We start from the raw sequence: 14,556 nt of genomic DNA, 5'->3' as shown, positions 1-14,556 counted from the left end.
ACGTGCATGCGAAATACAATTGTTTACGAGATTTTACGGAAGGGAAGGAACGACACCGCATTTAATCGCTTATTTCAAGCATAAGAGCGGCATTTTTCTATGATTTTTTTGCAGAATCTCACTATATCAAGCATGATAAAACCTATTAATACCGCTATCTCTGATCACACCGTTTGCATGATTGCAAGCTAAGAAAGAAGAAGATCCGTCCGATCCATTCATTATTTCACAACGATTGTGCCTGCTCCCAGCAGCTGCTCGACGGATGCAATGAGCTGTGGCGAAGGCTTTACCCGATAACTGCCGCTAAGCGCAATCGACTTTTGGCCCTGCGCATAAAATAACACGGTATCGAGCTGACCGGCGTGCCCTGCCAGAAGCCCTTTGAGCCGCTCAAGTATAGCAGGCTCTTCATTCTGTGACATGATTTTGATATACACCCGCTGCGGCTTTCGTTCAGCTGAGGAAGACCGCCCATGTTCATGCACGAGGCGCGCCTCAGCGCTTGCTGAAGCATTTTCAGTAGGATCCTTGAGCGTAGTTCCGGATATATTCGGCCGCTGAACTTGAACGGCTTGACCTTGTGCATTTGGCGCGCGGCCCTGTGAAGACGCTCCGCCTGTACCAGCGCTGCCGCCCGTGCTGCGCGCCGCGCGAGCTTGCGCCTGCTTCTGCAGACGTCTCACCTGCCCCGCAAGATCCATATCCGCATGGTCAATCGGCACACAATCCTCCACGATCAGCTTATAATCATCATCCTGCTGTTGAACAGTAGCCTGAATGATCGCTAAGCCGCCCTTCTCAAGCTTGCTTCCGATACGCTTCCAAATGGTTGGGAACACGACGGCCTCCACGCGCATAATGCGGTCCTCCAGCTCCAGAAAGCCCATCGCGAGACCTTTCTTGTTCGTGAATGGTTTAAGCGATACGATCATGACTCCGATAATTGCGATTGCGCCGTCCTTCGCATCGCTTAGTTCGACCAACCGGTCGAGGCCCAGCGGGGCAAGCTGCTGCTCGGCTGCATCGAGCGGATGGCCCGATAAATAAAGCCCAAGCAGCTCCCTTTCAAAATCCAGCTGCTGCCCGGTCGTATAGGGGCGAATTTCCGGAAGCTCAACATCCCAGTTCTGAACCTCGTCAAGGCCGAACATTTCGATTTGCAGCTCCTCCCGCTCCTTTCGCCATTTGACCGCAGCCTCGACCGTCTCCTCGAGCGCGCCGAGCAGCTGAGCGCGATGCCCAGGCAAACAATCCAATGCTCCCGCTTGAATGAGCGACTCGAGCACCCGCTTGTTCACGACGCGCAAATCCACGCGCCTGCACAGATCCAGAAGACTTTCAAAGGGCCGCTCGCCGCGCTCCTTCTGCAGCGCTTCGATTGCCTGCGTACCGACGTTCTTGATCGCCGCAAGCCCGAAGCGAACGGCATTCTCTACTGGCGTAAAGGATACGCTGCTTTCATTCACGTCAGGCGGCAGCACGGCAATGCCCATGCGGCGGCATTCATCAACGTATTCGGCCGTTTTCCGCTGGTTGCCGGTCACCGAGGCCAGCATCGAGGCCATAAACGGAACCGGATAATTCGCCTTAAGCCATGCTGTCTGGAATGCAAGCACGCCGTATGCTGCCGCATGCGCCCGGGGGAAGCCATAATCGGCAAATCGGACAATCATATCATATACATGATTTGCATCAAGCTCCGAATAACCCTGCGCAAGGCTGCCCTTCACAAAATGCGCCCTCTCCTCATCGAGCACCTCGCGCTTCTTCTTCGAGACGGCGCGGCGCAGCAAGTCCGCTTCGCCAAGCGAAAAGCCCGCCATCAAGGAGGCGATTTGCATAATTTGCTCCTGATAGACGATAATGCCGTACGTATCTGACAGAATGGGCTCAAGCGAGGGATGCGGGTACTCGACTGTAACAACCCCATGCTTGCCTTGAATATATTTTGGAATAAACTCCATAGGGCCCGGCCGATACAAAGCCAGCACCGAGACGATATCCTCGAACTCAGTCGGCTTCATGTCCTTTAGAACACGCCGAACGCCAGCGGACTCAAGCTGGAATATACCGGTCGTATCGCCGCGGCTTAACATCGCGTATGTCGCAGGATCAGCGTCGCTGATCGTGTGGAAGTCAATAACTTTGCCGTACTGCTCCTTCACAGCGCTCAGCGTTCGTTCTACTATCGAAAGCGTTCGCAAACCGAGAAAATCCATTTTGAGAAGACCGATTGCTTCTAAATGCTCCATCGAATATTGCGTGAGCGGAATTCGCTCGCTGCCGACCTGAATAGGCGTATAGTGGGTAAGAGGCTCTTGTGAGATAACGACTCCTGCGGCATGGGTGGAAGCATGCCTTGGCATTCCTTCCACGTTTAAGGCCATCTTCAGCATTTCCGCCGTCTTCGGCTGACGCCCGCTCGCTTCACGCAGCTCGCTGCTGACGCGGAGCGCTTCCGCAAGCGTAATGCCAAGCTGATTCGGAATGAGCTTCGCCGCGCGGTCCACCTCTTGAAACGGTACGTTCATAGCCCGCCCTACATCCCGCACGGCAGCTTTAGCCGCCATCGTCCCGAACGTAATAATTTGCGCGACATGCTCATCTCCATATTTGGCAGCAACGTAAGCGATTACCTCATCGCGGCGCTCGTCATTGAAGTCGATATCGATATCGGGCATCGAGATCCGCTCCGGGTTAAGAAACCGCTCGAACAAAAGCTTATATTTGAGCGGATCAACATCCGTTATCCGAAGCGTGTATGCGACCAGGCTGCCCGCTGACGAGCCCCTGCCGGGACCTGTGCGTATACCCCGTTCATGCGCAAAGCGGACAAAATCCCACACAATCAAAAAGTAGTCGCTGAATCCCATTTTGTCGATGACGGAGAGCTCATACTCCAGCCGCTGCTCCGCCTTCTGCCGGTAACCGGGATCGGCCGCCCATTCAGGCAGTCCGGCATATCTGGCGGTCAAGCCGTCACGGCAAAGCGTCATTAAATAATCGGATGAGCTCATTCCCGCAGGCACAGGCCTGAATACAGGCAGAGCGGCGCGGCCAAATGTCAGCTCCAATTCGCATTTATCCGCGATTTCTACCGTATGCGCCAGCGCTTCAGGAACATGCCTATACAATAGCGCCATCTCGTCAGCGCTTTTCATGTACATCTGATCCGTCAGCATGCGCAGCCGGTCGGTATCATCAACCGTTTTGCCCGTTCCGATGCACAGCAGCACATCCTGTACAGCAGCGTCCTCCGCCCGCAGGTAATGTACGTCATTTGTCGCCGCCAGCTTAATCCCCGTCCCGCGGGCGAGCTTAATCATTTCGGCAGCTACTTTCTTCTGATCCAGCAGACCGTGATCCTGCAGTTCCAAATAAAAGTCATCTCCGAAAATATCTTTGTATCGCAAAGCGCTGGCGCGCGCTTCATCCGTCCGGTCATGCAATAAATGCTGGGATATTTCGCCGCCCAAGCAGGAGCTTAAGCAAATCAGCCCTTCCGAAAGCTCCCTCAGCACCTCCAAATCAACGCGGGGCTTGTAGTGGAAGCCTTCCAAATGGCCGATGGAGCAAAGCTTCATCAGATTCCGGTAGCCCGTTTCATTCTTTGCAAGCACGATCAAATGATAGATCGGGTTCTCCTTGCGCGTCCCTTTCTCAAAACGTGACCCGGCCGTCATGTAAAGCTCGCAGCCGATGATCGGTTTAATACCGTGAGCGCGGCATGCCTTATAGAAGGGGATTGCCCCGTACATGACTCCATGATCGGTCAGCGCAAGCGCCTTCATGCCAAGCTCCGCGGCTCTCGCGGTAAGGTCGCGGATTCTCGCGGCACCGTCAAGTAAGCTATATTCGCTGTGAACGTGCAAATGCACGAAAGTTTGTTCGTTATGACCGCTCATTGCATCCGTTCCTTTCCGCGTCGTCCAAATAAGTTAACTCTATTTTATCATAATAGCGGTGGACACGCCCATAGAATGGTAGCAGAGCTTAAATGCCGGCGAAGCTGGCTTTACAGCGCATCAACATTGGGCTTTTGCTTGCGAAATCATTTTGCTTCACTATTCGTTTAAGAGGGAAGGGATACCCATGAGCTACTTTTTGTCCAAAGCGGGACTTGATTTCTTCATTGCGTTCGGCGTCGTTATTGGGGGCTCGATGCTGGCCGGAATCGGGTCGGTGTTCTTGCTGCTGCCGCCTGCGACTACTATGCTAGATACGGCCGCAAGGCTAAAAATATGGGCGATCGTGGCGGCGATCGGCGGATCGATTGATCCCGTGCGCGTCATCGAAAGCAACATTATGGAAGGCCATCTATCGCCTGCCGCGCAGCAAATTTGTTTTATCATTGTCGCTTTTCTTGGCGCGCATGTAGGCACGGAGCTGGTCCGGCTCATCTGCAAGGGAGCAGCATAAGCGATGCGCGTACCGGCGTTTGACCGTTTTGTGAGAGGACTGCAATTCGTTGGGGTATTCATACTCGGGATGATTATCGGAGCCATTATATATAATTCGCTTTATTTGGCGGAATTTCAGGCGCTGATCATTTTGAAGAGCGAGCTTGAGGAGAAGCTGGAGCAATATGAGCAGGATATACAAGGTTTAAAGCAATTCAAAAACCAGCATACCGTCATAAAAAGCGTCCTGCCCCGCATCGAGAAGGAAGCCGGCCAAAATACCGGAAGGCCGGAACTCGACCATGTGACGGAAGCCGAGCTAATCAAGCGAATCAAGGAAGATCTCAAGAGCTTTCTCGGCCAAAGCATTTACGAGATCGATTCCGACGCCAAATTCGCCCGCAAGCTCCTTGAAAAAAAAGTGTATATGGATGTGTATAACAAAGACTATACCATTGAGGTAAAGACGATCCTCGTGGTCGATAACGTCCTGCACGTATGGATTAAGGTCCGCGACTATACCAAGCCGCCTTCCTAAGCACGCTGCTCCGTTCCGTGGTACAATAGAGGCTGTCTATTTCCGAAAGCAAGCTGAACAACATCACTTAAAGGAGCTACATATTCATGGATCAATTCTTGCAATGGCTGTTCATGCCGGGCATCTTAATTTCACTCGTGTTTTCAGCCATATTCAGCTTTAAATCACGCCGTTCCGCCGATGCGAGAACACGGGCCGTCTTCTCGGCCAGAATGAATATCAGCATGGGTATCATGCTGCTGTTCATCGCTCTCGTTCAGCTGTTTTTGTCAGGCGGGTCTACGCTTCGCATCGTCATCGGCGCCATCTTCTTATTGCTCGGAGTATTTAATCTATTTGCCGGTCTGCGCAATCTCAGCCTGTACAGATCGCGAAAAAGCTGATTCAGCCATCAATAAGGATCAATCATTTGGGCCGTCAGCATCGCTTTGGCGGCCAATCCCTGCGTGTCCCTAACCTCGATTTCCAGCTTCGTAAACTTGCGGCTCATCTCCAGCGCGCGCGGAATGATCGTAATTTCACTGTCGATTTGTACGGGCCTTACAAAATAGGTCGTCATGCTCTCCAGCAAGTAATCGCGCTTAGCTGTCTCTCTGATCATTCTGCGCGCTGCCTGCGTCATTAAAGTGGCAAGCAGTCCCTCCGATACCATCCCGAGCGCTCCCGACATCTGCGGCGTAATCGTTCCCTTGTAAGCAATGCCCAGCTCGTCCTGGCCCACCGTGTTTGCGTTTGCCGTAGCGATGAAGCTAGTCCACATCAAATCCTCGAAGGTCTCTCCCGATTCCGGCTGCTTGCCGGCAAATCGCATCGCATCAAGCACTTTCTGCCTCGTTACGACACCCAGCAGCTTGCGGTGCCTGTCAACGATAGGCAGCAGATCAATGCCTTCCGCAGCCATCGTATGCGCGGCCGACGTAACCGTAATGTTCGGGGCTGCCGTAATGGGATGCTTGGTCATCACTCTATCGACAGAACTGTCCTCAGGCGCTCCGACCGCATCTTTGGCCGTCATCATGCCAACCACCCTGCTTCTCTCGTCAATAACAGGAAAGCGAGAGTAGCCGGTTTCGCGAGACAGCTTATGAAAGTCTTCTATTGTATGTCCGATTCTAAGCGCGTCTGCAGGCCGGCTGAATGTAACGATATCTTCTATCAGCATGATCTTCCGTTTAATAAGGCGATCGTACATGGCACGGTTGATCATAGAGGCAACCGTAAACGTATCATGACGGGATGAAATGATAGGAAGGATGCGTTCGTCAGCAAGCTTGATCACTTCCGCGCTCGGCTCGAAGCCGCCGGTAATAAGTACGCCGGCCCCCTCCTCCAGCGCACACCTGTGCGCGCCGATCCGGTTACCTACGATCAGCAGGCTGCCCTCGTCAATGTACCTGAGCATCGCATCAAGCTCCATGGCGCCAATGACGAACTTATGAAGCGTTTTATCAAGGCCGGCCGCGCCACCGAACAGCCTCCCCTCGACGATCTCGGCAACCTCGCCGAAGGTAAGCTGGTCCAGCGCCTCCCGGCGTTTGCGGTCGATCCGTACCGTTCCGATACGCTCCTTCGTACTGACAAGCCCTGAGCTTTCCGCTTCCTTAAATGCTTTATAAGCTGTGCCTTCGCTTACGCCAAGCGCCTTGGCAATCGCGCGCACCGATATTTTCGTTCCAATCTTCAGGCTTTGGATATAATTCAAAATCTGTTCATGCTTCGTGCTGGTTTCGTTACCCGGTCCGATTGGAGCCACTCTTGTATCCTCCGTCCAACTTGCAGTCTTTACTCCCTATTATAAGAGATTGCAAGCGGCAAGTCATGCTCGTGCCGATTCATGCGGCCTTTAGAGCTGCCACTGCAGCAGTACCTGCTCAACCTTTAGCATACTGTCTATCAATTGCCCCTGCACGCCCTTCAGCCTCCATTTCTTGAATAGCTGCTGAATCGTTTGCACGTTGATTGCATTCTCCGCACCGGACATAATAAAAGCCTGCCAATCGTATGAAATCGGAAGCGGATACCGCAGCGACTGAATGAGGAATTGCTTCACTTCAATCGTTTGAGCCGGAACTTCTTCATAAACGCTGGAAAACAAAAATGAACTGTGCTCGCTGTGCGGCCTGGAAATAACATCCGATTTTAGATCAAGCTCATATTCAACGATTTGGGTATGCGGATTAACGCGGCAGCTGAACGAACCGCGGGCCGTTACTGCTTTATCGACGCGATGAGATAAACGGTAAGTAAATTGAACCAGGAAAGGAACATTGTTATAATATGCGCGCACTTTTCTGAAAAACTCGAATTCGTCAACCACTTTGCCATTCTCCTCGCGTCCACGTTTTTCCCTTTTATATCCTACCATCTTTAGTCTAATTGGTAAATTGATCCTTTACAGGTAATCTTAATATTAGAATGATACTTTTTTACACAATTATAGTAAAAAGACCACCTATTAGTCAATGACTATAATCACTATTTTAAATATGCTCTATAGAATGTTGTTGATAGACTAGTAAAGTTTTATCGTTAGGCTGAGGTGACAATATGAGCGAGATTGCAGGGCTTGTAGGAGAAAACATTCGTCTGCTGCGCAAAAAAAGAGGGCTAAGCCAAGAGCAGCTTGCTTTTCGTGCCGAAATAAATGCTTCCTATATGGGACAGGTTGAACGCGGAGAAAAAAATCCGACGATAGACGTGCTCAGCAAAATCGCGCTTGCGCTGCAAACGCCGCTCGAGAAGATTGTAAACGTCGTATCTAGTCCGGACTCTGCGGATGAGCCAAACGATGAAGGATATGCCACTAAAATTGTCCATCAATTGAACGGTTTAAGCTTGAAGGAGCAGGAAGCCGTTTATAAATTCGTCAAGCAGCTTGTTCATTTCAAGGAACTCCAATAAGCAGGACAAACCAGATTGGGTTGTAAATACAAAATAGGGACAGTCTCTCAGGTCATTAGACCTTTTGAGACTGTCCCTTTTCGATGCTGGTATTAAGCTCTTGCCTGCTATCCCCGGGCTCTTCTCGAAGCAGCCTTCTGAACCAGCTTCTGCTCCCACAGCAGCGCCTTCGCCCTCTTAATGCGGGCCAGCTCTTTGCGCTTCGCGTCATTCATGACAAGTGCATTGACATGAGCCGTTATGATGATTAACGCAAATAAAATCCAGACTAGTCCAAATACACTCATCAAGCTCCACGGCGCACTCAGCTCCAGACGCGGAAGCGCATATGCAAGCATCGCTAGCGCTATAAGCAAATACAAAATATGACGGCCTTTTCCGGAAAACATGCCATTCAGCTCCTCCACAGGGTCGTAAGCGGCTCACTGCCTTGTCCGCATTACCATTCTATGAAGGAGGGACAGGGTATATGTCTCTAGTTAGTCAACGATGGACTTCAGCACATCGGACATAATGCGGTTAACGTCCTCGAATACGACTGCAAAACGGCGCTCCGCTTCGAGCAGCTTGCCGATCAACGGATTGAGCGTAATGACTTCATACAGCTTGTTCATTTTCTCCATGTCCTCCGCAGACGGCTCTTCGCCAGCCATCATTTTTTGCTGCAGAAAATTTTGGCGTTCGCGAAAATCATCCAGCATTCCCTTCGCTTCAGGATCTGCATCAGCAGCCTGCTTCGCAGCCTTCATCAGCTTCGCTTCCTCGCTCTCCTTGAGCGCCTTCGCTAATTCATAAGCTTTGTCATAAACATTCATTCGTCTCTCTCCCATTCGTTTGAGCTGATTTGTTTTTATATATATACAATCATACCCCTTAATTGAAACAAGAGCCAAGTACCTTATGGAAAAGCTAATGAAAACTACACAAGTATCAAATGATTCCGATTCACAAAGGGATAGATGTCCTCATATGATGAAGTAATTCGTGTAAAAAACCTAGTTGCTAACCTCTTATCGTCATCCTCCTGCTTGGAAGGAGATTTATGATGCTCAAATCGAAAGTAGCCTTACAGGTGATTAGCACCGGCATGATTCCGGAAGACACGCTCATGCTTGGCGAAACATATGTAAAGCAGTGGAAAATCCCTCAAGGCCAACACATCCTCTTAAAATTCGGTTCCTTTCGGCAGCACGTAAAGGTTATTCCTGTCGCAAAGTACGATGGGATGAGGATGAGCCAAAGCTTAGCAAGACAGATGGGCTTAATTAGCGGATCGTCACTTCGCATACAATACAAAGCCGGCATTTCCACACTTGTTCTGGGACCGTTAATCGGAGTGCTGGTCAGCCGCGATTATCCGAATACACCGGATAAGCCCTTCGGACCCATTACCTTGTTTTGCAAGGAGCTCGTAGAAGCCAGTACGGCGCAAGGGGTTTACGTTTATTTCTTCACCCCTAACCAAATCGGCAGCCAGCTTGACACCACCATTGACGGCTGGGTTTTTTCAGACGGATGGCAGCAGATCAGAATGCCCATACCTGACGTCGTCAATAACCGTTTAACTTCAAGAAAATTGGAGAGCAGACCCAGCGTACAACATTTTATGAAAGATGTAAAACAGCAGCACAAGACGAACGTTTTCAACGAAAAGTTTCTCGATAAGGTCGAGGTTTTCGATGCGCTAAAAAAAGATGAATCGTTAGGGCGCTATTTGCCTGAATCGCATTTGCTGCTTAACTATAACACGATGAAATCGATGTGCTCCCGTTATAGCAGCGTTTTTCTAAAACCGGTTCGCGGCAGTTTAGGGAAAGGAATCATTCGCATTTCGCGTCTCGAAACGAACCAATACCAAGCGATGCACACGACCGCAGCAGGTGCCCGCAAACAGCAGCATACGAGCTTAGTCAAGCTATACTCGTCCATTTCCTCGAAGATGAAAACCGTTCGATACCAAATTCAACAGGGACTGCAGCTAATCGAAATCCAGAAACGGCCGGTCGACTTTCGCGCACTCGTCCAAAAAAACTTGACCGGTAAGTGGACCATTACGTCCATTGTCGCCCGAACAGCCAGTAACGATCATTTCGTATCCAACCTTGCACGCGGCGGCACGTTAAGCACGGCTTTGGAAGCCGTATCGAAATCGAATCTGCAGTCCGGAATAAGCAGACATGAAGCCGTAAACCGGCTGCAGCAGGCAGCACTCCATATCGCCCGCGGCGTAGACGCGCAAATTCCGGCTCACTTCGGTGAGCTAGGCATTGATTTGGCGCTCGATACGAACGGCCGAGTATGGCTTCTGGAGGTCAATTCAAAGCCATCCAAAAACGATAACACGCCGTTGAACGATAACAAAATTCGTCCATCCGTCCGTATGATGATTCAATATTCCCGATTTTTATCGGGCTTTTAAAGGAGGCTCCCATGCAGGCTCGAATTGTCAATCTCGGTATCGTCGTCGCCTCGCTCAGCCGTCAAGCCTTGAATAGCGCAACCGAGCCGAGATTACCGGAGCCCTCCTTCTACCGCGCGCTCACAATCGCCGGCAGGCCGCTTGGAATTGACGTCTATGTATTTGCGGCGGAAGGCCTTCAGCCTCCATCCGAACAGCTCTTCGGCTACCGCTTTGAACAAAACCGGTGGGTAAGACAGGAAGTTCCGCTGCCTGATGTCATCTATGATCGCTGCTTTTTCACCAAAGCTGATCAGCGAATAAGCTGCCGCAGCATGCTTGCGGCTTTGAATTACAAGAAACCGCATGTGATGCTGAACGGAACCCTCCCGGCTAAACAGGGCGTCTATGATGCGCTTAAGGATGACATCCTGCTGGCAAAGCATTTGCCCGTTACTTTGCCCTATCAATCCGCAAATCAGGTCATACTTCTAGCGGATCGGTATTTTGACGGTATCGTCCTTAAACCATCCGCAGGTATGCAAGGCAGAGGTATCGTGCACGTAAAGCGCTGCCCGCTCGAGCAAACAACGAAGGTGAAGGGCAGAAGCCGTCAGAATCGTACTTTTTCTATTACTTTTACGGACAATCACGCGGCGGAGCAATGGATCGGCCGCTTTATTCACCGCTCAACCTATTTAATCCAACCTTATCTGGAGCTTAGCGGCGAGGACGGCAAGCCATTTGACGTAAGAGCACTCATGCAGAAGGAGCATACAGGAAAGTGGTCGCTCACCGGAGTCGCGTCTCGTACGGGTCAAGCGGGCTCGCTCACGTCCAACCTGCACGGCGGCGGAGACGCCAGCCCGGCTGCTCAGCTGATTACTGCCAAATTTGGCGCACACAGAGCAGAACGTTTGCTAGAGCAGATCCATACAATAAGCAAGCAAACAGTTGAACGACTTGAATGCAAATTCGGCAGATTTGCCGAACTTGGATTAGACTTTGGCATCGATTCGGACGGCAAACTATGGCTAATCGAAGCAAACTCGAAGCCAGGCCGTTCTTCCTTTCGTATCATAAGCGATCAGGAAGCCGAGCGGCTGTCAATCGAAAGACCGCTTTTATATGCACGCTTGTTGTCTAGACGCTTGTTCCCGTACTTTGTAGCCAATGAGTCCATTAACGGCCGTCACCGTTATTTAAGTTTCGACGACGAATTACGGCCTTTCAACGTTCAGGAGGTTCATCGATGAGTTTGACAACTTGTAACGTACATTTCTCACAGCAGTCTAATAAAGTCGTATATTTGTCCAGTCCTCTACTAAAGCAGCTGAAGCTTTCAGGCAAAAAGTCGGTTTTCCTCAAGCTGGGTAACGAAGTGATTAATGCGGAAATCAAGCAGCTGAACCGGCCGGGCAATCACTTGTATTTGTCAGCAGGAATCCGTCAATCGATCAAAGTGCCGAAATCCGGGAACGTATATGTGCTCAACTCCGGCGATAACGAAGTTCAGCTTGGACCGCTTGTCGGCATATTAAGTGATAATGGCATTCGTTCAGAAAGTAATCCTTTTGGCGGCCGGACCAACTTCATTAAACAGATTATCCGTACCGGAGAGCATAAAGCTTACCTGTTCGGTTTCACTCCGAATGATATCAATTGGCAGCAGGAGACAATCAACGGCTATTTTCTTGATCAGCAAGGCAGCTGGTACCGCAAAATCGTACCGCTGCCGGACGTCGTTTACAACCGTCTTCCGAACCGCAAGACGGAAACCTCCGCATCCATCAATGCGCTGCGCGAACGATTCGTACGACGCAAAATCCCTATTTTCAACTGGAGCTTCTTCAATAAGGCCGATGTCTATAAACTGCTGGACAATGATCCTGAAGCGCTGAATCATTTGCCCGAATCCGTCTCAGGACCATCCATGGAAAAAATAAAGGAGATGCTCGAAAAGCATCAGTTTCTTTACTTTAAACCAACTGCAGGCAGCCTTGGAATAGGGATATACAGATTAACCTATCATCCAAAGCGCGGTTATTTCGCTCGATACCGCAAAGGCAGGCAAAATGTGCTGCTGCGATTCGGAAGCTTCAACGGCTTGATGCGAATGCTGCAAGCGAGACACGGCGTCAGCTTAAGTCAATATGTTGTCCAACAAGGTATTCGACTTGTAGAAATCGACAACTGTCCGCTCGATTTCCGTTTTCATATGCATAAGAACGGCAAAAACGAATGGGTCCCTGCCGGCATCGGCGCGAAGAAGGCTGGCCGCGGCAGCGTTACGACACATGTGAAAAGCGGCGGATCGCTTATGACGCCGGAGCAAGCACTTGTAAAAACGTTTGGCGATGAATCGGCCGCCGTTCTTGAGAAAGCGAAGCAAACCGCCATTAAGCTTTCTGAAGCAATTGAACGAAATTATCCGCACCGGCTCGGCGAGCTGGGACTTGATCTCGGCATCGACAAATATGGGGAAATTTGGATGTTTGAAGCAAACGCCAAGCCAGGCCGGTCGATCTTCAAGCATCCGGCACTCCGCTCGGAGGGCCGGGCATCGGTGTCTTATATTTTTGAGCATTGCATGTACCTTAGCCGTTTCCAAGGCCAGGGAGGTAATGGCTAATGAACACCATGCTTCCAGATGAATCGGACTTGAGAAAGATACGCTCTGGCAGGACGGTACTGGCTATTTTGACAATCGAGGATGATACTCATCTCTTCCGGGGCAATCGCAGCAACTTTGCCGATTTGATTCGAACCGGCCAATCCATGGGGTTTATCGTCTACGTCTTGACGGCAAAAAACCTGCTGTTAACGAGGAGCAGCTTAAAAGGGTTCATTTATGATTCGGATACCGACAGCTGGCATCAGCGGCTTATGCCGTTCCCCGACATCATCTATAACCGTATTCCGTTAAGGGAAGATGAAGAGCTGCCCTTCGTTAAGCAAAAGATCGAAGCATGCCATAATCACCCGCATGTAAAACTGTTTAATCCCTTCTTCTTCAACAAATGGGATCTCTTCGAATGGCTGCGCCTGTCCAAATCGACCAAACCGTACATTCCGACGACCCGCAGGCTAGTATCGGTAACAGGCCTCGGCCGAATGATGCGCAAGCATTCATACCTATATTTGAAGCCAGAGAGCGGGAAAGCGGGCAAAGGCATTATGACTATTAATGTTGATGCCGAGACGCCGCAGCCCTATCGGTTAAAAATACAAGAAAATAAAAAAAGCGCCACCTATCATTGTTCGTCCATCAATAAGCTGTGGAGCCGCATTCAAAAGCAAAGTGGAGGGGAGGCCTATATTGCCCAGCAGGGCATTAATCTGGCCTCCTTCAACGAACGAAGTTTCGACCTTCGCGCTCTCGTCCAAAAAAACCAGCGCGGTCAATGGGACATTACCGGCATCGGCGCACGAATAGCCGGTGCTTCGAGTATTACAACCCATGTTCCAAGAGGCGGAATGATCGAGGATCCGGAGAAGCTGCTCGCTAATTCATTCAATCAGGAGCAGGCGCGTAAACTGCTGATAAAAGCAAAAAACACGGCTGTGCTCATAGCCAAACAAATAGAACGCGCTTCTGGACAGATGCTTGGTGAAATGTCCATGGATCTGGGTATAGACAGTCTGGGAAATATGTGGTTTTTTGAGGCGAATTCAAAGCCTATGAAATTCGACGAGCCTCATATCCGCAAAAAATCTTTGGAACGCATTTTTCATTACGGTGCTTATTTAGCTAAAGTAAAAGCAGAAAAAGCGGGAGGCGCGTAACGTGGAGCTAGAGCTGCTTACACCAGAGGCATGGTTATCGGAACAAAAACGACTTATCGGCTTTGCCATCCGTTTCGGGGATAAGCGGCTTGCAGTCTCTACCATTCATGTGCTTCGCAAGCTGGATCCCTCTTTACTTAAAGAAGGCCATAACTCGCCAATCGGTGCAGTTGCTGTGATAGCTAAACATAGCAGCCGCATCGTCGGCTTTGGCTTTGCCCAAGATGGCGGCGAGGGATCCTGTATGGTCGTCGTTCATCCTGAAGCAAGAAGCCTCGGCATCGGCAGCAAGATTTTGCAGGCGATGCTCGAGCGCCTGGGCAAGCTTAGCTGTAATGTGGCTGCTGACAACACGGCCAGCATGGCGCTATGCTTCCGGCTTGGCATGACTGCCGTTTCCATGCATAGAGGTCCGACAGGCAAACCAACGCTCCGTTTTGAAAAGGACAACAAGCAAGACAAAGCCCGGCCTAGTCATCCTGACTGTGTATCTCAATGAAGCCGGCTTACCGGAGGAGCGCTCTATCTTT

Annotated in this window: 14 protein-coding genes; 9 read left to right on the top strand and 5 right to left on the bottom strand. The window is 50.5% G+C overall.

Features of this window, described 5'->3' with window-relative positions; genetic code table 11:
* Nucleotides 1–221: 221 nt before the first annotated feature.
* Entirely contained in the window at nucleotides 222–3,908 is a 3,687-nt protein-coding gene (locus AC0YNZ_RS11380) for a DNA polymerase III subunit alpha (RefSeq protein WP_475826710.1), read from the bottom strand.
* 187 nt (nucleotides 3,909–4,095) lie between these two features.
* On the opposite strand from AC0YNZ_RS11380, the gene AC0YNZ_RS11375 reads away from it, so the two are divergent.
* The 3 genes from AC0YNZ_RS11375 to AC0YNZ_RS11365 all read left to right on the top strand — a co-directional run bounded on the left by AC0YNZ_RS11375 (nucleotide 4,096) and on the right by AC0YNZ_RS11365 (nucleotide 5,324).
* On the top strand, nucleotides 4,096–4,422 hold the full coding sequence (locus tag AC0YNZ_RS11375) for a YtrH family sporulation protein (RefSeq protein ID WP_110772136.1): 327 nt from the start codon (nucleotides 4,096–4,098) through the stop codon (nucleotides 4,420–4,422).
* A 3-nt stretch (nucleotides 4,423–4,425) separates the two neighbouring features.
* Nucleotides 4,426–4,941 (top strand): sporulation membrane protein YtrI, encoded by a 516-nt coding sequence (locus AC0YNZ_RS11370; protein ID WP_475826709.1) that lies wholly within the window; start codon nucleotides 4,426–4,428, stop codon nucleotides 4,939–4,941.
* Between the two features lie 86 nt (nucleotides 4,942–5,027).
* Entirely contained in the window at nucleotides 5,028–5,324 is a 297-nt protein-coding gene (locus tag AC0YNZ_RS11365; RefSeq protein WP_475826708.1) for a YtpI family protein, read from the top strand.
* A gap of 8 nt (nucleotides 5,325–5,332) precedes the next feature.
* Here AC0YNZ_RS11365 and AC0YNZ_RS11360 read toward each other — a convergent pair whose 3' ends face one another.
* Both AC0YNZ_RS11360 and AC0YNZ_RS11355 read right to left on the bottom strand, forming a co-directional pair.
* Nucleotides 5,333–6,694 (bottom strand): DRTGG domain-containing protein, encoded by a 1,362-nt coding sequence (locus AC0YNZ_RS11360; RefSeq protein WP_475826707.1) that lies wholly within the window; start codon nucleotides 6,692–6,694, stop codon nucleotides 5,333–5,335.
* Between the two features lie 90 nt (nucleotides 6,695–6,784).
* Entirely contained in the window at nucleotides 6,785–7,258 is a 474-nt protein-coding gene (locus AC0YNZ_RS11355; RefSeq protein WP_475826706.1) for a hypothetical protein, read from the bottom strand.
* Between the two features lie 230 nt (nucleotides 7,259–7,488).
* On the opposite strand from AC0YNZ_RS11355, the gene AC0YNZ_RS11350 reads away from it, so the two are divergent.
* Nucleotides 7,489–7,842: a helix-turn-helix domain-containing protein gene (locus AC0YNZ_RS11350; RefSeq protein ID WP_475826705.1), complete on the top strand. Its 354-nt coding sequence runs from the start codon at nucleotides 7,489–7,491 to the stop codon at nucleotides 7,840–7,842.
* A gap of 107 nt (nucleotides 7,843–7,949) precedes the next feature.
* Here the strand turns inward: AC0YNZ_RS11350 and AC0YNZ_RS11345 are convergent, their stop codons facing one another.
* On the bottom strand, nucleotides 7,950–8,231 hold the full coding sequence (locus AC0YNZ_RS11345) for a hypothetical protein (protein WP_475826704.1): 282 nt from the start codon (nucleotides 8,229–8,231) through the stop codon (nucleotides 7,950–7,952).
* Nucleotides 8,232–8,321: 90 nt separating this feature from the next.
* Nucleotides 8,322–8,657, bottom strand: a complete 336-nt coding sequence (locus tag AC0YNZ_RS11340) for a YlbF family regulator (RefSeq protein ID WP_056629230.1) — start codon at nucleotides 8,655–8,657, stop codon at nucleotides 8,322–8,324.
* Nucleotides 8,658–8,887: 230 nt separating this feature from the next.
* Between AC0YNZ_RS11340 and AC0YNZ_RS11335 the strand changes: the two genes are divergently transcribed.
* From AC0YNZ_RS11335 to AC0YNZ_RS11315, 5 genes are read left to right on the top strand one after another with little or no spacing between them, the layout of a single operon-like run.
* Nucleotides 8,888–10,261, top strand: a complete 1,374-nt coding sequence (locus AC0YNZ_RS11335; protein ID WP_475826801.1) for a YheC/YheD family endospore coat-associated protein — start codon at nucleotides 8,888–8,890, stop codon at nucleotides 10,259–10,261.
* 11 nt (nucleotides 10,262–10,272) lie between these two features.
* Nucleotides 10,273–11,496, top strand: a complete 1,224-nt coding sequence (locus AC0YNZ_RS11330) for a YheC/YheD family endospore coat-associated protein (RefSeq protein WP_475826703.1) — start codon at nucleotides 10,273–10,275, stop codon at nucleotides 11,494–11,496.
* The gene (locus tag AC0YNZ_RS11325; RefSeq protein ID WP_475826702.1) at nucleotides 11,493–12,872 is read left to right on the top strand and encodes a YheC/YheD family endospore coat-associated protein; all 1,380 of its coding nucleotides are present in this window, start codon (nucleotides 11,493–11,495) and stop codon (nucleotides 12,870–12,872) included. Before AC0YNZ_RS11330 ends, AC0YNZ_RS11325 begins: the two co-directional genes overlap by 4 nt.
* A complete protein-coding gene (locus AC0YNZ_RS11320) occupies nucleotides 12,872–14,026 on the top strand; it encodes a YheC/YheD family endospore coat-associated protein (RefSeq protein ID WP_475826701.1) in 1,155 nt (384 codons plus the stop codon). The genes AC0YNZ_RS11325 and AC0YNZ_RS11320 overlap by 1 nt, the downstream gene beginning before the upstream one ends.
* A gap of 1 nt (nucleotide 14,027) precedes the next feature.
* Nucleotides 14,028–14,525 carry a GNAT family N-acetyltransferase gene (locus tag AC0YNZ_RS11315; protein WP_475826700.1) on the top strand — a complete coding sequence of 166 codons (498 nt, stop codon included), beginning with the start codon at nucleotides 14,028–14,030 and terminating at the stop codon, nucleotides 14,523–14,525.
* Nucleotides 14,526–14,556 lie beyond the last annotated feature (31 nt).

This window comes from Paenibacillus sp. J2L1-98, assembly GCF_056269405.1.
Note: the sequence above shows the minus strand (reverse complement) of the source record. Positions and strands in the feature narration are given on the sequence as shown.